This is a genomic window from Pseudomonas sp. ChxA, assembly GCF_030263855.1.
In the GTDB taxonomy this organism is placed as follows: Bacteria; Pseudomonadota; Gammaproteobacteria; order Pseudomonadales; family Pseudomonadaceae; genus Aquipseudomonas; species Aquipseudomonas fluorescens_CB.
In genome coordinates, this window is the sequence record NZ_JARPMK010000001.1 from 796,468 (window position 1) to 815,449 (window position 18,982).

General features: G+C 59.6%; 16 protein-coding genes. 10 read left to right on the forward strand and 6 right to left on the reverse strand.

The window, feature by feature from the left end; translation table 11 throughout:
* Positions 1 to 6 precede the first annotated feature (6 nt).
* The 4 genes from P5706_RS03485 (at position 7) to bfr (ending at position 3,744) form a co-directional block, all read left to right on the forward strand.
* A complete protein-coding gene (locus P5706_RS03485; protein WP_003176403.1) occupies positions 7 to 1,008 on the forward strand; it encodes a DNA-directed RNA polymerase subunit alpha in 1,002 nt (333 codons plus the stop codon).
* Between the two features lie 41 nt (positions 1,009 to 1,049).
* Positions 1,050 to 1,436, forward strand: coding sequence for a 50S ribosomal protein L17 (gene rplQ, locus P5706_RS03490; RefSeq protein ID WP_017135967.1), 387 nt, complete (start codon positions 1,050 to 1,052; stop codon positions 1,434 to 1,436).
* 248 nt (positions 1,437 to 1,684) lie between these two features.
* Positions 1,685 to 3,124 (forward strand): catalase, encoded by a 1,440-nt coding sequence (locus P5706_RS03495; protein WP_425540580.1) that lies wholly within the window; start codon positions 1,685 to 1,687, stop codon positions 3,122 to 3,124.
* A gap of 155 nt (positions 3,125 to 3,279) precedes the next feature.
* Positions 3,280 to 3,744: a bacterioferritin gene (gene bfr, locus P5706_RS03500; protein ID WP_003176400.1), complete on the forward strand. Its 465-nt coding sequence runs from the start codon at positions 3,280 to 3,282 to the stop codon at positions 3,742 to 3,744.
* 65 nt (positions 3,745 to 3,809) lie between these two features.
* Here bfr and uvrA read toward each other — a convergent pair whose 3' ends face one another.
* The gene (gene uvrA, locus P5706_RS03505; protein WP_069553225.1) at positions 3,810 to 6,644 is read right to left on the reverse strand and encodes an excinuclease ABC subunit UvrA; all 2,835 of its coding nucleotides are present in this window, start codon (positions 6,642 to 6,644) and stop codon (positions 3,810 to 3,812) included.
* Positions 6,645 to 6,822: 178 nt separating this feature from the next.
* On the opposite strand from uvrA, the gene P5706_RS03510 reads away from it, so the two are divergent.
* Both P5706_RS03510 and P5706_RS03515 read left to right on the forward strand, forming a co-directional pair.
* Entirely contained in the window at positions 6,823 to 8,217 is a 1,395-nt protein-coding gene (locus P5706_RS03510) for an MFS transporter (protein WP_122720166.1), read from the forward strand.
* Positions 8,218 to 8,226: 9 nt separating this feature from the next.
* Positions 8,227 to 8,754 (forward strand): single-stranded DNA-binding protein, encoded by a 528-nt coding sequence (locus P5706_RS03515; protein ID WP_010467282.1) that lies wholly within the window; start codon positions 8,227 to 8,229, stop codon positions 8,752 to 8,754.
* A 67-nt stretch (positions 8,755 to 8,821) separates the two neighbouring features.
* On the opposite strand, the gene P5706_RS03520 is transcribed toward P5706_RS03515, so the two are convergent.
* Positions 8,822 to 9,730, reverse strand: a complete 909-nt coding sequence (locus P5706_RS03520; protein ID WP_200432046.1) for a LysR family transcriptional regulator — start codon at positions 9,728 to 9,730, stop codon at positions 8,822 to 8,824.
* Between the two features lie 102 nt (positions 9,731 to 9,832).
* Between P5706_RS03520 and tam the strand changes: the two genes are divergently transcribed.
* Positions 9,833 to 10,594: a trans-aconitate 2-methyltransferase gene (gene tam, locus P5706_RS03525; protein ID WP_285678558.1), complete on the forward strand. Its 762-nt coding sequence runs from the start codon at positions 9,833 to 9,835 to the stop codon at positions 10,592 to 10,594.
* 21 nt (positions 10,595 to 10,615) lie between these two features.
* On the opposite strand, the gene P5706_RS03530 is transcribed toward tam, so the two are convergent.
* The gene (locus P5706_RS03530; RefSeq protein WP_285678560.1) at positions 10,616 to 11,179 is read right to left on the reverse strand and encodes a cysteine hydrolase family protein; all 564 of its coding nucleotides are present in this window, start codon (positions 11,177 to 11,179) and stop codon (positions 10,616 to 10,618) included.
* Positions 11,180 to 11,428: 249 nt separating this feature from the next.
* Between P5706_RS03530 and P5706_RS03535 the strand changes: the two genes are divergently transcribed.
* Both P5706_RS03535 and P5706_RS03540 read left to right on the forward strand, forming a co-directional pair.
* Positions 11,429 to 12,538 (forward strand): DUF3182 family protein, encoded by a 1,110-nt coding sequence (locus tag P5706_RS03535; RefSeq protein ID WP_285678561.1) that lies wholly within the window; start codon positions 11,429 to 11,431, stop codon positions 12,536 to 12,538.
* Complete coding sequence (locus P5706_RS03540; RefSeq protein ID WP_200432050.1) at positions 12,528 to 13,283, forward strand: alpha/beta hydrolase family protein; 756 nt, start codon at positions 12,528 to 12,530, stop codon at positions 13,281 to 13,283. Before P5706_RS03535 ends, P5706_RS03540 begins: the two co-directional genes overlap by 11 nt.
* A 111-nt stretch (positions 13,284 to 13,394) precedes the next feature.
* Here the strand turns inward: P5706_RS03540 and P5706_RS03545 are convergent, their stop codons facing one another.
* The 3 genes from P5706_RS03545 to P5706_RS03555 are packed head-to-tail and all read right to left on the reverse strand — an operon-like array spanning position 13,395 to position 16,379.
* Complete coding sequence (locus tag P5706_RS03545; protein ID WP_285678562.1) at positions 13,395 to 14,351, reverse strand: lysylphosphatidylglycerol synthase domain-containing protein; 957 nt, start codon at positions 14,349 to 14,351, stop codon at positions 13,395 to 13,397.
* Positions 14,341 to 15,603, reverse strand: coding sequence for a cardiolipin synthase ClsB (gene clsB, locus P5706_RS03550; protein WP_200432052.1), 1,263 nt, complete (start codon positions 15,601 to 15,603; stop codon positions 14,341 to 14,343). Before clsB ends, P5706_RS03545 begins: the two co-directional genes overlap by 11 nt.
* Complete coding sequence (locus tag P5706_RS03555) at positions 15,600 to 16,379, reverse strand: endonuclease/exonuclease/phosphatase family protein (protein WP_065930339.1); 780 nt, start codon at positions 16,377 to 16,379, stop codon at positions 15,600 to 15,602. The genes clsB and P5706_RS03555 overlap by 4 nt, the downstream gene beginning before the upstream one ends.
* A 241-nt stretch (positions 16,380 to 16,620) precedes the next feature.
* Here P5706_RS03555 and P5706_RS03560 point away from each other — a divergent pair, with 241 nt between their 5' ends.
* On the forward strand, positions 16,621 to 18,732 hold the full coding sequence (locus tag P5706_RS03560) for a mechanosensitive ion channel family protein (protein ID WP_285678563.1): 2,112 nt from the start codon (positions 16,621 to 16,623) through the stop codon (positions 18,730 to 18,732).
* The last annotated feature ends 250 nt before the right edge of the window (positions 18,733 to 18,982 follow it).

Below are 18,982 nucleotides of genomic sequence, written 5' to 3' on the forward strand. Positions count from 1 at the left end.
GCATCCATGCAGATTTCGGTAAATGAGTTCCTGACACCCCGCCACATTGATGTGCAGGTTGTCAGTCCAACCCGCGCCAAGATCACTCTCGAGCCTCTCGAGCGTGGTTTTGGCCACACCCTGGGCAACGCGCTGCGCCGCATCCTGTTGTCCTCAATGCCCGGCTGTGCAGTAGTCGAGGCCGAGATTGACGGTGTGCTCCACGAGTACAGCGCCATCGAAGGTGTACAGGAAGACGTAATTGAAATCCTGTTGAACCTTAAAGGTCTGGCTATCAAGCTGCACGGCCGTGACGAAGTTACGCTGACCTTGTCGAAGAAGGGTTCGGGGGTGGTTACCGCTGCCGATATTCAGCTGGATCATGATGTCGAGATCGTTAATCCCGATCACGTAATCGCTAACCTGGCGTCTAACGGCGCCCTGAACATGAAGCTCACTGTAGCTCGTGGTCGTGGTTATGAACCGGCCGACTCGCGTCAGAGCGATGAAGACGAAAGCCGCAGCATTGGTCGCTTGCAGCTTGACTCTTCGTTCAGCCCGGTTCGCCGTATCGCATACGTGGTGGAAAACGCCCGTGTCGAGCAGCGTACTAACCTGGACAAGCTGGTTATTGATCTGGAAACCAACGGTACTCTGGATCCTGAAGAGGCTATCCGCCGCGCTGCAACCATCCTGCAACAGCAGTTGGCTGCGTTCGTCGACCTCAAAGGTGACAGCGAACCAGTGGTAATCGAGCAGGAAGACGAGATCGATCCGATCCTGCTTCGCCCGGTTGACGATCTGGAACTGACTGTACGTTCGGCTAACTGCCTTAAGGCGGAAAACATTTACTACATCGGCGACCTGATTCAGCGTACCGAAGTAGAACTGTTGAAGACTCCGAACCTGGGCAAGAAATCCTTGACTGAAATCAAGGACGTTCTGGCCTCCCGCGGTCTGTCCCTCGGCATGCGCCTCGACAACTGGCCGCCTGCAAGTCTTAAGAAGGACGACAAGGCGACTGCCTGATCGTCGTAATCACCGAACGTGAGTTTGGTAAGGAATGAACCATGCGTCATCGTAAAAGTGGTCGTCACCTGAGCCGTACCAGCTCGCACCGCAAGGCCATGTTTCAAAACATGGCGGTGTCGCTGTTCGAGCATGAGCTGATCAAAACTACACTGCCGAAAGCTAAAGAACTGCGTCGCGTTGCTGAGCCGCTGATCACTTTGGCCAAGACAGACAGCCTGGCTAACCGCCGTTTGGTTTTCGACCGTACTCGTTCGAAAGCTATCGTTGGTAAGCTCTTCAACGACCTGGGCAAGCGTTACGCTACCCGTGAGGGTGGCTACCTGCGCATCCTCAAGTGCGGCTTCCGCACTGGCGACAACGCGCCTATGGCGTATGTCGAGTTGGTTGATCGTGCTACTGCCGGCGAAGCTGTAAGCGCCGAGTAAGACGACACGCTGCAACGAAGAACCGGGCCTAGTGCCCGGTTTTTTGTGGGCGATAGGAAAGCCGTCTATATTTCTGAAGTCGCTGCCGCTTCTCTTATTAATCCAAATTCTATTCGCCCTGACGGGTTGTTAGTTATTTTCTATCAAAGTCCATGATTTAATGCATTTGATGGTGTCATCTTGATGGTCAATACTCCCTCCAAGCCGATTAGCCGGCAGTTCTAAGCCTGACCTGAGGAAGATTGAGCATGAGTACAATTCTGACTACCGCCAGCGGCGCTCCCGTCGCTGACAACCAGAACTCCCGCACTGCCGGCCCGCGTGGCCCATTGCTCCTCGAAGACTTTCATCTCATCGAGAAGCTTGCGCACTTCAACCGTGAGAACATTCCTGAGCGTCGTGTGCACGCCAAAGGCTCAGGTGCGCACGGTACGTTTACCGTCACTCGGGACATCACCCAATACACCCGCGCCAAGCTGTTTGAGTCGGTAGGCAAGAAGACCCCAACGTTTCTACGTTTTTCCACGGTGGGCGGTGAGCGTGGCTCGGCAGATACGGCGCGTGACCCGCGCGGCTTTGCCTTGAAGTTTTACACCGAGGAAGGTAACTGGGACATTGTTGGCAACAACACCCCGGTGTTCTTCATTCGCGACCCGCTCAAGTTTCCGGATTTTATCCACACCCAGAAACGCTTGCCGCAAACCAACCTCAAAAGTGCCCAGATGGTCTGGGACTTCTGGTCGTTGTCCCCCGAGGCGTTGCACCAGATCACGATTCTGTTCTCGGATCGTGGCACTCCAGACGGCTATCGCCACATGCACGGCTTTGGTAGTCATACCTACAGCCTTATCAATGCCCGAGGCGAGCGCCATTGGGTCAAGTGGCACTATAAAACCAAGCAAGGGATCAAGAACCTGACACCCGAGGAGGCGACCCGTATCGCCGGTACCGATCCTGATTACGCGCAGCGTGACCTGTTTGCTGCGATTGAGCGCGGTGACTTTCCAAAGTGGAGCGTCAACATCCAGATCATGACCGAGGCTCAGGCTGCTGCTCACTACGAAAACCCGTTTGATGTGACCAAAACCTGGTCGCAGCAGGAGTTTCCGTTGATCGAGGTGGGTGAACTGGAACTGAACCGTAATCCAGTGAATTACTTTGCTGAAGTCGAACAGGCATGCTTCGGTCCAAGCAATATGGTGCCGGGTGTTGGTCTGTCGCCAGACCGTATGCTTCAAGGCCGTGTTTTCGCTTATGCGGACGCCCACCGCTATCGCGTTGGCACCAACCATCAGCAGTTGCCGATCAACTCCCCATTGAGTCCGGTCAATAACAACCAGCGCGATGGTTCCATGTCCTTTGGTTACGGTGGTGCGGCTCCTAACTATGAGCCCAACAGCTTTGCAGATACACCGAAGCAGGCGCCACAGTACGCTGAGCCGCCTCTGGCGCTGAGCGGTGCTGCTGACCGTTATGATCAGCGTGAGGACACGGACTACTATAGCCATGCCGGTGCGTTGTTCCGCCTGCAGGACGACGCTCAGAAAACATTGCTGATCAACAACATCGCCGGCGCGATGGCCGGCGTCAGCAGTGATGTGGTTCAACGTCAGCTTCAGCACTTTTTCAAGGCTGACCCGGCTTACGGCCAGGGCATTGCAACGGCATTGGGCGTAACGCTTAGCTGACTCTAAACGAGAAGCAGAACCGCCCTCATTTGGGCGGTTTTTGCGTTATTTCCGCTACTTTTCTCGGAATATCTTCGCTTTTCTGCCGTTTGTCCCGTGACCTTCGAGTCAGCATGGTTCAAACTACAGACTTTAAAGCAGGGAGATGTAGGGCGATGCAAGGTCACCCCGACGTAATCGATTACCTCAACACGTTGCTGACGGGCGAACTGGCAGCTCGTGACCAATATTTCATTCATTCGCGTATGTACGAAGACTGGGGCTTTACCGAGCTCTACGAGCGTATCAACCACGAAATGGAAGAAGAGGCACAGCACGCCGACGCGCTGATGCGCCGTATCCTGATGCTCGAAGGCACGCCGCGCATGCGTCCCGACGACCTGGACGTGGGCACCACGGTACCTGACATGCTCGCTGCCGACCTTCGTCTCGAGTACAAGGTGCGTGCCGCGCTCTGCAAGGGCATCGAGCTCTGTGAGCAGCACAACGACTATGTCACTCGCGAAATACTGCGTGTGCAGTTGAATGACACCGAAGAAGATCACACCTACTGGCTTGAAAAGCAGTTGGGGTTGATCAAGTTGATTGGTCTGGAGAATTACCTGCAATCGCAGTTCTGATTTCCGGCTACAAAAAAGCCCCTGTCACCGCAAAGTGACAGGGGCTTTTTCATGCGCCCGATAAATCAGGCTTTGTCGCGCGCCAACAGTGGCTTCAAGTAGTAGCCAGTATGCGACTGTGGCATCTCGGAGACCTGCTCCGGCGTGCCCACCGCAATGATCTGGCCACCCTTGGAACCGCCTTCCGGTCCGAGGTCCACCAGCCAGTCGGCCGTTTTGATCACATCCAGGTTGTGCTCGATGACTACCACCGTGTTGCCGTGGTCGCGCAAGCGGTGCAAAACGTCGAGCAATTGCTGAATATCCGCGAAGTGCAGGCCCGTGGTCGGCTCATCGAGGATATACAGGGTTTTGCCCGTGTCGCGTTTAGACAGCTCACGCGACAACTTCACCCGTTGCGCCTCGCCACCCGACAGTGTGGTCGCGGACTGGCCCAGCTTGATGTACGACAGGCCCACATCCATCAACGTCTGCAGCTTGCGCGCCAACGCCGGAACCGCGTCAAAGAACACCCGCGCTTCCTCGATGGTCATCTCCAGGGTTTCGTGGATGCTCTTGCCCTTGTACTTGATCTCCAGGGTCTCGCGGTTGTAGCGCTTGCTCTTGCACACGTCGCACGGCACGTAGATGTCCGGCAGGAAGTGCATTTCCACCTTGATCAGGCCATCGCCCTGGCAGGCTTCGCAGCGGCCACCCTTGACGTTGAACGAGAACCGGCCAGGCCCGTAGCCCCGTGAGCGCGACTCCGGCACGCCGGCAAACAGTTCGCGTATCGGCGTGAACAACCCGGTATAGGTCGCAGGGTTCGAGCGTGGTGTGCGGCCAATCGGGCTTTGGTCGATATCGACCACCTTGTCCAAATGCTCCAGGCCCTTGATGCTGTCGTGTGCAGCCGCTTCCAGGGTGGTTGCGCCGTTCAGGGCGGTAGCGCTCAGTGGGAACAGCGTATTGTTGATCAGCGTCGATTTGCCCGAGCCGGAAACACCGGTCACGCAGGTCAGCAGGCCCAGCGGAATCTCCAGGTCGACATTGCGCAGGTTGTTGCCGCGCGCGCCCTTGAGGTGCAACGCCATTTTCTTGTTGCGCGGCGTGCGCTTGGCTGGCACTTCTATTTTCACCCGGCCGGACAGGTACTTGCCGGTCAACGAGTCCGGATGAGCCATCACTTCGGCAGGCGTGCCCTCGGCGACAATATGTCCGCCATGCACACCCGCTCCAGGGCCAATATCGACCACATAATCGGCCAGGCGAATCGCGTCTTCATCGTGCTCAACCACGATCACCGTGTTGCCGATATCGCGCAGGTGTTTCAGCGTACCCAGCAGGCGATCGTTGTCGCGTTGGTGCAGGCCAATCGAAGGCTCGTCGAGGATGTACAGAACACCCACCAGGCCAGCGCCAATCTGGCTGGCCAGGCGAATACGCTGAGCCTCACCACCGGACAAGGTATCTGCGCTGCGATCCAGCGACAGGTAGTCCAGGCCCACGTTGACCAGGAATTGCAGGCGCTCACGGATTTCCTTGAGAATCTTGTCGGCAATTTCCCCGCGGCGGCCGGTCAGCTTGAGTACACCGAAGTATTCACAAGCATCACCGATCGGCAGGTTGGTGACCGCCGGCAATGTTTTCTCACCGACCCACACATGCCGCGCCTCACGACGCAGGCGCGTGCCACGGCAATCCGGGCACGGTTGGGTGCTGAGGAATTTCGCCAGCTCTTCGCGTACGCTCGCCGATTCGGTCTCGCGGTAGCGACGTTCCAGGTTCGGCACAATGCCTTCGAACGGGTGCGAGCGTTTGACGATATCGCCGCGGTCGTTCAGGTATTTGAAATCGACGTTCTGCGAGCCACTGCCGTGCAGGATGACTTTCTGTTGTTCGGCGGGCAATTGGTTGAACGGCACTTCCAGGCTGAATTTGTAGTGCGACGCCAGCGACCCCAGCATCTGGAAGTAGTAGACGTTGCGCCTGTCCCAGCCGCGTATCGCGCCTTCCGCCAACGTCAGGTCACCATTGACCAGGCGCTTGATGTCGAAGAACTGCTTCACCCCCAGGCCATCGCATGTCGGGCAGGCGCCGGCCGGGTTGTTGAAGGAAAACAGCTTGGGTTCCAGCTCGCTGATCGCATGGCCGCAGATAGGGCAAGCAAAACGGGCGGAGAAGATGATCTCTTCGCCCGGTTCGTCATCCATCGGTGCGACCAGGGCAATACCATCGGCCAGCTTCAGCGCGGTCTCGAACGATTCCGCCAAACGCTGCTGCAAGTCGGCGCGTACTTTGAACCGGTCGACCACCACATCAATCGAATGCTTCTTCTGCTTGTCGAGCTTCGGCGCTTCGTCCAGCTCATACAGCTTGCCGTTGATGCGCGCACGCACGAAGCCCTGGGCACGCAGCTCTTCGAACACCGACAGGTGCTCACCCTTGCGCTCGCGAATCACCGGCGCCAGCAGCATCAGCTTGGCACCTTCCGGTTGGGCCAGCACCAGGTCGACCATCTGGCTGACGGTCTGGGCTTCCAGCGGAATGTCGTGGTCCGGGCAACGTGGAATGCCCACGCGCGCATACAGCAGGCGCAGGTAGTCGTAGATTTCAGTGATGGTGCCCACGGTCGAGCGTGGGTTATGGGAGGTCGACTTCTGTTCGATGGAAATCGCCGGCGACAGGCCTTCAATGGTGTCGACGTCGGGTTTTTCCATCATTGACAGGAACTGCCGTGCATAGGCCGACAGCGATTCCACGTAGCGGCGCTGGCCTTCGGCATACAGCGTGTCGAACGCCAGGGACGATTTGCCCGAGCCGGACAAGCCGGTGATGACGATCAGTTTGTCCCGGGGCAGGGTCAGGTCGATGTTCTTCAGGTTGTGGGTTCTAGCCCCACGAATCAGGATCTTGTCCAAGATGGCCTCGCACGGCGGGCGTAAATAATGCCGGAGTATACGGCTAAAGACTGGATGAATATACACTGTCAAAGTGCCGGGTGCAGCCTTAGATGAAAGCTGCGCGGCAAAGCGCCGCATATACCCTCTCAATCGATGGGACTGGTAGAATCGCCGCCGGTTCACACGAGGTTTTTCCATGCACGATCCCCACAGCGAACGCATGAGTAGCGGCGAGACCCGAGCAGCAAGCGGTCTGGCCCTGGTGTTCGCGTTCCGTATGCTAGGCATGTTTATGGTGTTGCCGGTGCTGGCGACCTATGGAATGGATCTCGCAGGAGCGACCCCCGCACTGATCGGCCTGGCGATTGGCGCCTATGGCCTTACCCAGGCGCTTTTTCAGATCCCGTTCGGGATCATTTCCGACCGTATCGGCCGTCGGCCGGTCATTTACCTGGGGCTTATCGTGTTCGCCCTCGGCAGCGTGCTCGCGGCGCAGTCCGACTCAATATGGGGTGTGATTGCCGGGCGCGTCCTGCAGGGCGCCGGGGCGATTTCCGCGGCGGTGATGGCGCTGCTCTCGGACCTGACCCGCGAACAACATCGCACCAAGGCCATGGCCATGATCGGTATGACCATCGGCCTTTCATTCGCCGTTGCGATGGTAGTCGGCCCCTTGCTGACCCGCGCCTTCGGTTTGCACGGGCTGTTCCTCGCCACCGGCGGCATGGCGTTGTTCGGCATCGTGATCGTGGCCTTCATGGTGCCGCGCTCCACCGGCACCTTGCAGCACCGTGAGTCCGGCGTCGCACGCAAGGCATTGTTGCCGACGCTCAAGCACCCGGACCTGCTGCGCCTGGATTTAGGTATCTTCGTATTGCACGCAATGCTGATGTGCAGCTTCGTTGCTTTGCCCTTGGCCCTGGTCGAAAAAGCCGGTTTGCCCAAGGAACAGCATTGGTGGGTGTACCTCACGGCACTGCTGATTTCGTTCTTCGCCATGATCCCGTTCATCATCTACGGCGAGAAGAAACGCAAAATGAAACGAGTTTTGCTCGGCGCCGTCGCAACGCTGATGCTCACTGAGCTATTCTTCTGGCAGTTCGGCGACAGCCTGCGGGCACTGGTAATCGGCACGGTGGTGTTCTTCACCGCGTTCAACCTGCTGGAGGCTTCGCTGCCTTCGCTGATCAGTAAAGTTTCACCGGCCGGTGGCAAGGGCACTGCGATGGGGGTGTATTCCACCAGCCAGTTCCTCGGCTCCGCGCTTGGCGGCATCATGGGCGGCTGGATGTTCCAGCATGGCGGTTTGTCGGTTGTGTTCCTCGGATGCGCCGGGCTGGCTGCACTTTGGTTGGCCTTTGCTGTTACCATGCGCGAACCTCCCTATGTGACGAGCCTGCGTTTGCCGTTATCGCCAGAAGCGATCCGCGAAGCCGGTCTGGTTGAGCGCCTCAAGGCCGTTACCGGGGTTACAGATGCCGTGGTTATTGCAGAAGAAGCCGCCATCTACATCAAATTAGACACCGAATTATTGGATCGCGCGACGCTCGAGCAACTGGTCAACCCAGTGCCGACAGCGCGCCCAGCCTAGGAGAACGTTATGGCCCGTGGGGTTAACAAAGTCATATTGGTCGGTACATGCGGCCAGGATCCCGAAGTTCGCTACCTGCCTAACGGTAACGCCGTGACCAACCTGAGTCTGGCGACCAGCGAACAGTGGACCGACAAGCAGACTGGCCAGAAGGTCGAGAAAACCGAATGGCACCGTGTGTCGATGTTCGGCAAGGTGGCAGAAATCGCCGGTGAATACCTGCGCAAAGGTTCGCAGGTTTACATCGAAGGCAAACTGCAAACCCGCGAGTGGGAAAAAGACGGCATCAAGCGTTACACCACCGAAATCGTGGTCGACATGCAAGGCACCATGCAACTGCTCGGCGGCCGTCCACAGCAGGGCGACCAACAAGGCGGGGGCAACAACTACCAGCAGTCCGCTCCGGCCCCACGCCAGCAGGCTCCGCGCCCGCAGCAGTCGGCACCGCAGCAGTCGCGCCAGGCGCCACCTCCACAGCAGGCCGCTCCACAGCCGGCTCCGGATTTCGACAGCTTTGATGACGATATCCCGTTCTGAGGCCAAAGCCCCGGAACGAGCAAAACCCCCGCAGGCGAAAGCCTCGGGGGTTTTTTAATGCCGGTGATCAAGCCTCTGTCGCCGCCGCTGTGACCACCATCTCCTTGAACCTGCGCAATACCGCCGAGCCATCACCCATTCGCGTGGCCAAATGCAACGGCGCTACCAGGCTCCGGCACTCGGTCAGTTCGCGATAAACAATGCCATCTCCGCGCAACCGCTGCATGGAGGCAGGGACGATGGAGACGCCAAGTCCCGCAGCTACCAAGCTCAAGGTGGCGGTCATACGTGGCGCTTCCTGCACCACCTGCGGGCTGAACCCCGCTTCACGGCAGGCCACCAGAATGGCGTCGTATAGCCCCAGCCCCACGCGACGGCGATAGAGCACAAAAGCCTCATTAGCCAATGCTGCCAAGGGTAACGGGTGCCCCGCATCAAGTGCCAAGGGATGATCAGTCGGCAGCGCCAACAGCATCGGCTCCACCAGGATCGGTTCGTCCTGCAACTGTTGCGTGCCACTGAGCGGTGAGCGGATAAACGCGGCATCCAGTTTTTCCTGCACCAGCGCGTCCAGCAGTTCGCCGGTTCCCGCTTCTTCCAGTACCACCGAAACCCCCACAAAGGCCTCGCGAAACCGACGCAGCACGCTGGGCACAAAAGGATGCAACGCCGCCGAGCTGGTAAAACCGATGGCGAGTCGGCCTCGTTCTCCCCGCGCGGCACGGCTTACCACATCCGCAACACCCTCGGCCCGCGCCAGGATGTCACGCGCCTCGTCCAGCAACGCGAGGCCTGCGGTGGTTGGGCGCACGCCGCGGGGCAGGCGCTCCATCAGCATCACGCCTAATTGCGCTTCAAGACTTTGCAGCAAGCGTGTCAGCGGCGGTTGCTGCATGCCCAGGCGTTCTGCGGCGCGGGTGATGTAGCCTTCCTCGGCAATAGCCACAAAGGCTTTAAGCTGGCGAAGCTCCAACATAGGGATACTTTCAAGGTATGGGAGGTTGCCAATCCTGGCATTTGTTCTCATGGCTCACAAGACTTAGGCTGTGGTCACCGCCAACAAAGAAGGAAAGCCGCGATGACCTGGTCTGCCAAGCAATACACGATGTTTGAACAGCAACGTACCCGCCCGGTCCGTGACTTGGTCGCGGCCATTCCCAATACCGATGTGCGCAGCGCCGTCGACCTGGGGTGCGGCCCTGGCAATTCCACTGAAGTGTTGGCCGAGCGTTTCCCGCAGGCGCACGTTACGGGCATGGACAGTTCCGACGACATGCTGGTAGACGCCCGCAAACGCCTGCCAAAACTGAACTTCGAACTGGCAGACATCGGCGCCTGGAACCCAGGCCAGAAATTCGATGTGATCCTCGCCAACGCGTCCCTGCAATGGCTACCTGACCACGCTACGCTTTATCCGCATCTGGTCGACCAACTGACACCCGGCGGCACGCTCGCCGTACAAACCCCGGACAACCTCGACGAACCTGCCCACCGGCTGGCCCGCGAAGTGGCGGCAGATGGCCCGTGGGCGGCAAAGATCGGAGCGGTCAAACACAATGAGCGGCACACCGCGAGTTACTACTACGAGCTGCTGAGCAAACATTGCAGCACCGTCGACGTGTGGCGCACCACCTATCAACACCCGTTGGCCGATCATGCGGCGGTGGTGGAGTGGTTCAAGGCGTCGGCATTGCGGCCGTTTCTTGCACCGTTGACCGATAGCGAAAAAGCCGCATTCCTACAGCAATACCAGGCGCGTATTACCCAGGCTTACCCGGCCCTGGCCGATGGCACTGTATTGCTGCCTTTTCCGCGCCTGTTCATCATCGCAACCCGCTGAGGGCTGGCAAACAAGCGGTGGTCATTGCGCCGCCGCTTGCGCCTTGAAGTATTCATCCGTCGACACCACGCTGGCGTACCCAAAGGCCAGCGATGCCATGTAAGCGCCATGCACCTGCGCCGCCGCAATCACCTGGCCATTGAATACCTGGTCGCGGGTCGCGCAGGCGTCATGAATCAGCGTGACCTGGTAGCCCAGGTCTGCCGCAGCCCGCACCACGGCGTCGATGCACATATGGCTCATGTTGCCGACCACCACCACGTCAGTGATGGCACGTTGTTCCAGCACGGTGCGCAGGTTTGTCCCGCGAAACGCATTCACAAAATGTTTAAGCACCACCGGCTCATTACCCTGGTTAAGCACCTTGGCATGCAGGTGCGCGCCCTCGGAGCCTGGCGTGAAGAAGGGCGCGTCTTCGCTGGTGAACTCATGGCGCACATGAATAACGGAGTTGCCCGCCTGGCGAAACATCTGCAGCACCTGCGCAGCCTTGTCCGCCGCGGCTTCCACGCCATCGAGCGGCCACTTGCCCTCGGGGAAGTAATCGTTCTGGATATCGATGAGGATGAGCGCTTGCTTGGCCATGGGTGTCCTTGTGATGGTTGGCAGTGCCTTGCATCTTAGCTGGCCCGTGGCCATCCACGCAGCCGCTTTGATAGTGGTGTCGTGCAGAACACGGTCCGTTTAAACCCCGGTCGTGCAGAATAAAACAGGCCTAGTGCCATCGCTGTTTGAGTAACTGATTGATTTACCGGCCATCCTTGCGGGCCGTGCTTTGGCGTGATCCATGCAACCTTTCTCGCACACACATGGCAGGATCGCCAAGGGGGACGCATGACCCCGATTCAACGCAAAAAAAGCGTGGTCGCCCACTCCACACGCCACGGCGCGCCGCAACATGAAGTCGAAACCAATCGCGCTTTGGCGCGCTGGCTGGCGCAGATCCTTGGGCTTAAATTCGGCGGCAGCTATGACCCGCAGTTGCACGCCGGCCTCGACTTGTATGTGTTGCCCACCCAAACCCTGATCGGTTCCGAGCAGGCGCGGCCGCTCAATGTCAAAGGGCCGCAGGATCTGTGGGGCGGTTATGTCGATCACGCATTCATCTGCACCAAGGCGATCACCCATGGCCTGTTGAGCCCTGACGCCACGGCGCCCGAAGGCTGGTCGCCGGAGTTTTGTGAGCGTGTGCGCTCGGTCGTTCTCGACGGGCTCAGCGTGTTTGCCCTTGAAGATGCACTGCCTGCCGCCACGCGCTTGCTTTACAGCGGGCCGATCCGCTTGAAACCCGTGCATGCCTGCGCCGGACGCGGCCAGGAAGTTATCCACAGCCTCGACGAGTTCGAGGCCCTGCTGGCGAGGCCGGAAGCGGCGCAGTTGTTTAGTGACGGCGTGGTGCTGGAGCAGGATCTGCACGACGTCACTACCCATAGCGTGGGCCAAAGCTTTATCGGCGATCACGAGTTCAGCTACTGCGGCGAGCAATACCTCACCCAGGACGGGCACGGTAAAGAGGTCTACGGCGGCTCGAGCTTGCTGGCGGTGCCCGGTGGCTACGACGAGTTGCTCAAGCTCGATTTGCCCGACGATGTGCGTGAAGCCATCCAACAAGCCCAGGTTTTCGACAGCGCCGCCGATGAGGCCTACCCTGGTTTCTATGCCTCGCGGCGCAATTACGATATTGCCCAAGGCCTGGACAGTGACGGCCAACGTCGTAGCGGCGTGCTCGAACAATCCTGGCGCATGGGTGGGGCCAGCAGCGCGGAGGTCGCGGCGCTGCAAAGCTTTATCAATAACCCGGGCCTGCGGGCGATTCATGTGTCCTCGGTGGAAACCTATGTGGACCAACCGCTACCCGCGCACGCTATTGAGGTGTATCGCGGCCCGGCCGAAAACAGCGACTTTCTTCTCAAGTATGTGACGGTTAAATCTTATGACGGCTAGAAGCGAAAGCATTGCGATCGACATCGACGACGAACAGATGAGCGGCACCTTCCTGAGTCCCAAATCCAAAGTCCCCGGCGTGTTGTTTGTACACGGCTGGGGCGGCAGCCAGGAGCGCGACCTGGAGCGCGCCAAGGGCATCGCCGGGTTAGGCTGCGTGTGCCTGACCTTCGACCTGCGCGGCCACGCCGGCACCGGCATTCCCTTATCGCGCGTCACCCGTGAAGACAACCTGCGCGACTTGCTGGCGGCCTATGATCGTCTGCTCTCACACCCCGCCATCGACACCTCGGCCGTGGCCGTGGTGGGCACAAGTTATGGCGGCTACCTCGCGGCGATTCTCACTTCATTGCGCCCGGTACGCTGGCTGGCGCTGCGCGTGCCGGCGTTGTACCGCGACCAGGAATGGCTCAAGCCCAAGCGCGAGCTGGATAAGGCCGACCTGATGGATTACCGCAGCACCCTAGTACACGCCGAGACCAATCGCGCCCTGCATGCCTGCGCCAAGTTCAGCGGTGATGTGCTGATCGTCGAGTCGGAAACCGACGACCATGTACCCCATGCCACCATCATGAGTTACCGCGCAGCGTGCCAGAACACCCATTCGTTGACCCATCGGATCATCGATGGCGCCGACCACTCGTTGAGCGACCCGGTGTCGCAGCAGGCCTACACCTCGATCCTGGTGGACTGGATTACCGAGATGGTGGTGGGGGAGCGGTTGAGCATTATTCAGTCACGGTAGTGCGGTGCCCTTTAGGGCCTCATCGCGGGCAAGCCCGCTCCCACACTTGGAGTGCATTCCAACCTGTGGGAGCGGGCTTGCCCGCGATGGCGATCGAACTGCCGACACTGTTCAAGCCGGTGCCTTCTTCACCCGCAACGCCTTGGCCTTGGCCTCCACCACCAGGTACATCACCAACGCCACCAACAGCGGCAAAATAAAGTAGATCGCCCGGTAGGCAATCAGCCCTGCAAGCAAACTGCCCCGCGACGCCTCATGCTGCATCAGCGCGATAAACACTGCCTCCAACACGCCGAGCCCGGCCGGTATATGGGTGATCACCCCGGCAATCGCGCTGATCAGCAGCACGCCCAATACCAACGGGTAGTCCAGCTTGGCGGGCAGCAACGTAAAGATCACCGCCGCCATCAACGACCAATTCAACGCACCCAGTGCCAATTGCAAACAGGCCATGCGCAACGACGGCAAGTTGATCTCGATGCCCTTGATCGACCATGCGCGTTTCTTTGCAAACTGGCAGGCCGCCAGATAACCCAGGCTGGCCAGCACCAACACCACGCCAATGCCTTGCAACGCGCCGCTGCTGACCTTCCAACCCGGCGGCATGCTCACCAAACCACTGGTGAATACCACACCGGCCACGGCCATATAGCCAAACCAGTTGGTGGCCAGGCTCAGCCCAAGAATCTTGGCGATATTGCTGGTGCTGACCCCGAGCCGCGAATACAGCCGATAGCGCATGGCTATGCCGCCAACCCACGCGCTCAAGTTGAGGTTGAAGGCGTAACTGATGATCCCCACCGGCAGGATCTGCTTCCAACGCAAATCCTGGCGAATGTAGGTGCGGCCGATCAGGTCGAAGCTGGCGTAGACAAGAAAGCTGCAAAGCGTCAGCCCGCCGGCGATCAACAGCGTGCGCAGCTTGAAGTCCGCCAGCGTCTGCAGCACCTCGCTCCAGTCGATACGCCGCGCGAGCAGAGTGAACAGCACAATCAGCAGTACAAAGAACGCGAATGTCAGCGGTTTCTTCCAGCGCTTGAATCGCGAGCCGCCGCTTTCAGTGCTCATGGGCCTGGCTCTCGAATGGCTTGAGGCGCGGCTTGTGTGCCGGCAGCCAGCCCGTCAGCGCGGGGAAGTGCCGCATGACATGGAACACTAAAAAGCCCACGGTCAATCGCCATAACCACAGGCGTGGCTTGCGGTTTTCCGGCATGGTCTGGCAGTGATTGCGCGCCAGTGTTTCCAGGCTTTGGTACAGCTGTTGATTGAACGCTCGGTCACGAATCAGCACGTTGGCTTCCAGGTTCAGCGACAGGCTCAATGGGTCCAGGTTGCTCGAACCCACGGTGCTCCAGTCGTCATCCACCAAGGCCACTTTGCCGTGCAACGGGCGCTGGCAATACTCATGAATCACCACGCCATCCTTGAGCAGATAGTCATACAGCATGCGCGCCGCGAGCTTGGCCAGCAGCACATCGGGCTGGCCCTGCATGATCAGTTGCACCTGCACGCCACGCCGCGCGGCATTGCGAATTTCACGCAGCAAACGGTAGCCGGGAAAGAAGTAGGCGTTGGCAATCACCACGCGTTTTTGCGCCTTGCTCAAGGCGTGTATATAGGCCTCTTCGATGTCATCACGGTGTTGCAGGTTATCGCGGTAAATCAGGCGCACCAGGCCGTCGTCGGTGTGCGTCGGCCACAACGATGGCCGTTGCTGGCGACGTCGCCAGCCGCGTCGCGTGCGCACCTGGCGGCCACTTTGGGCGAGGGCGAAATGATGCAGGTCCGCCACGGCCGGGCCGCTCACTTGCACGGCATAATCCTGCTTGGCTTCGGGGCCGAAATCGCCCAAGTGGTCGGCCGAAAAATTGATCCCGCCGATAAACGCCACGGCGGCGTCCACCACCACTATCTTGCGGTGCAGGCGACGGAACCAGTTGGTGCGAATGCCCGCTATCTTCGCTGCCGGGTCAAACATTTGCACCGTCACCCCGGCCTCGGCCAGCTCACCGAGAAAGGCTGGGCTCAGTTCGCCGCAGCCAAAGCCATCGAGGCTGACGATCACCTTTACGCCACGCTGAGCCGCCTTAATCAGGATGCCTTGCAGCTCATGGCCAACCTTGTCTTCGAACAGAATAAAGGTCTCCAGCAAGATCTCCCGTTGCGCCTGGCGCATGGCCTCGAAGACGGCGGGAAAGTACGCCTCGCCGTTCTCCAGCAGCTCAATGCGGTTGCCCGGCTGCCAACCGTAATCCAGGTCGCGAGCCTTGGCATCATCCGGCGGCTGGTCGGTGGCGATGTGTTCCACGGCGACATTCATAGCTCAATCTCCACCGACAGCGGCACGTGATCTGACAGGTGGGACCACGGCCGCGTCGTCAGCGCCTTGGGGTTATGCACCTTGAGGTTGCGCACATAGATGCGATCCAATGGCAGCAACGGCAAGCGCGCCGGAAAGGTGCGCGCCGGTTTGCCATGGGCTTCGATAAACACCTCCCTGAGCCCGCTTTGGCTCAAGTCGGCCTTCTGGCGCCAGTCATTGAAATCACCGGCGACGATCAGCGCCGCGTCAGCCGGAATCTCGGCAATGCGCTGCTCCAGCAAACGCAATTGCTGCTGGCGATGCACCTCGCGCAGGCCCAGGTGCATGCAGATCGCATGCACCTCTTGGCCGCTGCCCGGCAAGCGCAGCACACAATGCAACAGGCCACGGCTTTCATGGCCGCTCTGGGAGATGTCGAGGTTGTCGTAGCGGATGATCTGGAATTTGGACAGCAGCGCGTTGCCGTGGTCGCCATGCGGGTAAACCGCGTTGCGGCCGTAGGCGAACTGCGGCCAGATGCTGTCGGCCAGAAACTCATACTGCGGCATCTTTGGCCAGTCGCTGTAACGCTGCGGGTGCCGCTCATGGGTGCCGTGGATTTCCTGCAGGAACACCATGTCGGCACCCACGCTGCGCACCGCCTCACGCAACTCGGGCAGGATGAAGCGTCGGTTCAACGCGGTGAAACCCTTATGGATATTCACCGTCAGCACGGTGAAGCGGGTGATGGCGGTGCTGGGCGTAACGGGCACCCAGTCGGCAATCGCAGCCATGATCGCTCCTGTGGATAGGTAAAGGGTGAAGCCTGTTTTATTGGCTGATGTTATTGGCTGACTGCGGGTGTTGGCGGAAAGTTTCGAGTGACCTACAGGCGGTGCTGTTAACCGATCGTTCCCACGCTCCGCGTGGTAGCGCAGCCCGGGACGCTCCGCGTCGCTTGAACGCAGAGTGTGGGAACGATCAGCGCTCAAACCCGTCAGTTCCTTACAGACCCTGCTGAAGGAGCCCAGTGTTTTGCTGAATCTAAAGACTGCATTACTGCTCGTCGCGCTGTTGGTGTGTGGCAATGGCGCGTTGCAAGCCGCGGCCGCGGCGCCTGCGGCAGCTGAGGCTCCAGCCAAGCCGGAGTTGCTGGTCGAAGGTGGCCTGCTCGGCGCCATCAGCTCCAGCATTGACGATGTGCAAGACAAACTCGACCTCAACCAGAACCTCATCGACGCCTGGCGCCTGCGCGCCGACCGTGCGGCGGATGAAGTCGGGCGCCTGGTCGATCAAACCGCCCAACGCTCGCCGTGGAGCGTGGCCGGGGACTTCCTGCTGCTGTCCGGGGTGTGGGTCGGCGCCTTTGCGGCACTCACGCTGCTCGGGCGCTTTAGCGTGCAACGCCTGGGTCGGCGGCGTTTCGTTGCACAGCGCGGGCGTCTGCAGGGCGTTCTTGGCTACGTGGTGCCCTACACGATTCCAGCCGTGATCTGCCTGCCGCTGACGCTTTACGTCAGCCACTTTTTACCCAGCTCCATAGGCCGTGCGCTGGCGCTGTGTTTTGCCTATGCCACCAGCAGCGGCATCTTCTCCACGTCGATGCTGTTGTGCGTCATCGTCATGTTCAACGTCGGCCACAAGCGCCCGGCCGTGCAGATTATTCGCAACTATTGTCCCAAGCCGCTGTTCCTGATCGGCTTTCTCGCCGCTCTCAGCGATGCCCTGACCAGCCCACAGATCGCGCGCCAGTTGGGCGGCAATATCACCAGCAGCATCGCGGTGTTTACCGGCCTGTTCGCGGCGGTGATTTTCGGCGTGCTGGTGGTGCGCCTGCGCCGTCCAGTCGCGCATCTGATCCGCAATCGGCCGCTGGCCCAGCGCCTCAAACACCCGGCGCTGCAGCAATCGCTGCGGGTGTTTTCCGGGCTTTGGTATTGGCCGATTCTGTTGATGGTGCTGGTCTCGGCGATCAACCTGATCGGCGCCGGTGATGACAACCAGAAGGCCCTGCGTTGCGCGCTGTTCACCACGATTCTGTTGATCGGCACGGTATTTCTCAGCACGGTGTTGCAACACTTGTTCAAGTCCCGCAGCCAGGTGGCGATCCAGCGCAGCAGCGCCTACAAGGAACGCTTCCTGAGCCTGCTGCACGCGATATTGCGCATCGCCATGGCCATCGCCTTTATCGAAATTCTCGGGCGTATCTGGGGCATCTCGCTGTTCGAGTTTGCCCAGCGCAACTCGGTGGGGCGTGCGATCAGCGATTCTCTGAGCAGCATCGGCCTGATCCTGCTGGTGACCTGGCTGTTCTGGGTGGTGCTCGACACAGCAATCCAGGAGGCGTTGAAGCCGCCGGTCAACAAGCGCTCCAGTCGCCAGCCCAGTACGCGGGTCAAGACCATCCTGCCGTTGTTGCGCAATGCAGTGAAAATCGTGCTGGTGGTGATCTGCGCGATCACCACCATGGCCAACCTGGGCATCAATGTCGCGCCGCTGCTGGCGGGTGCCGGTGTGGTCGGCCTGGCCATCGGTTTTGGTTCGCAGCAGTTGGTGCAGGACGTGATCACCGGCCTGTTCATCATCATTGAAGACACGCTGTCGATCGGCGATTGGGTAGTGCTCGACTCCGGCCATGCCGGCACCGTGGAAGGCTTGACCATCCGCACCCTGCGCCTGCGAGACGGCAAGGGTTTTGTGCACTCGGTGCCGTTCGGGCAGATCAAGGCGGTCACCAACCAGTCGCGGCAGTTTGCCTATGCGTTCTTCTCGGTGCAGTTCACCTATGACACCGACGTGGACAAGGCTGTGGAGCTGATCCGTGAGGCGGGGCAGTCGATCCGCGACGATGTGTTCCTCAAGTACAACCTGCAAGGTCCGCTGGAAGTGTTCGGGGTCGACAAGATGGACCTCAACGGCGTGGTGCTGACGGCGCAGTTCCGTACCGTGTCGGGCGGGCAATATGCTGTGAGCCGCGCGTTTAACCAGCGCCTGAAAAAGCTTGTGGATAACTGTGATGAGGTGCATTTCGCGCAGACTTATCCACAGCAGGTTTGGCTGCCCAAGCGACCTGCTCATGTGGCGGATGAGGCGGGTGAAGAGGTGCCGGGTGCGGTGGTGTTGACGGAGCAGCACAGGCCTCAATGATGTAATGACTGTTCCTGCCTCATCGCAGCATAGGTATCTACATAGCCGGTTAATACGAAGTCTGTGGCAAGTGGGCTGTTGTGGCGAGCAGGCTTGCCCTGCGTTGGGCTGCGTAGCGGCCCCCAATAAAGACACTGAAATTCCTTCTGAAAGAACTCAGCGCCAGTTTTTGGGGCTGCTTCGCAACCCAACGCAGGGCAAGCCTGCTCGCCACAGGAGAAATTGGCTGCCTCCAAAAGTTGTGTAGATG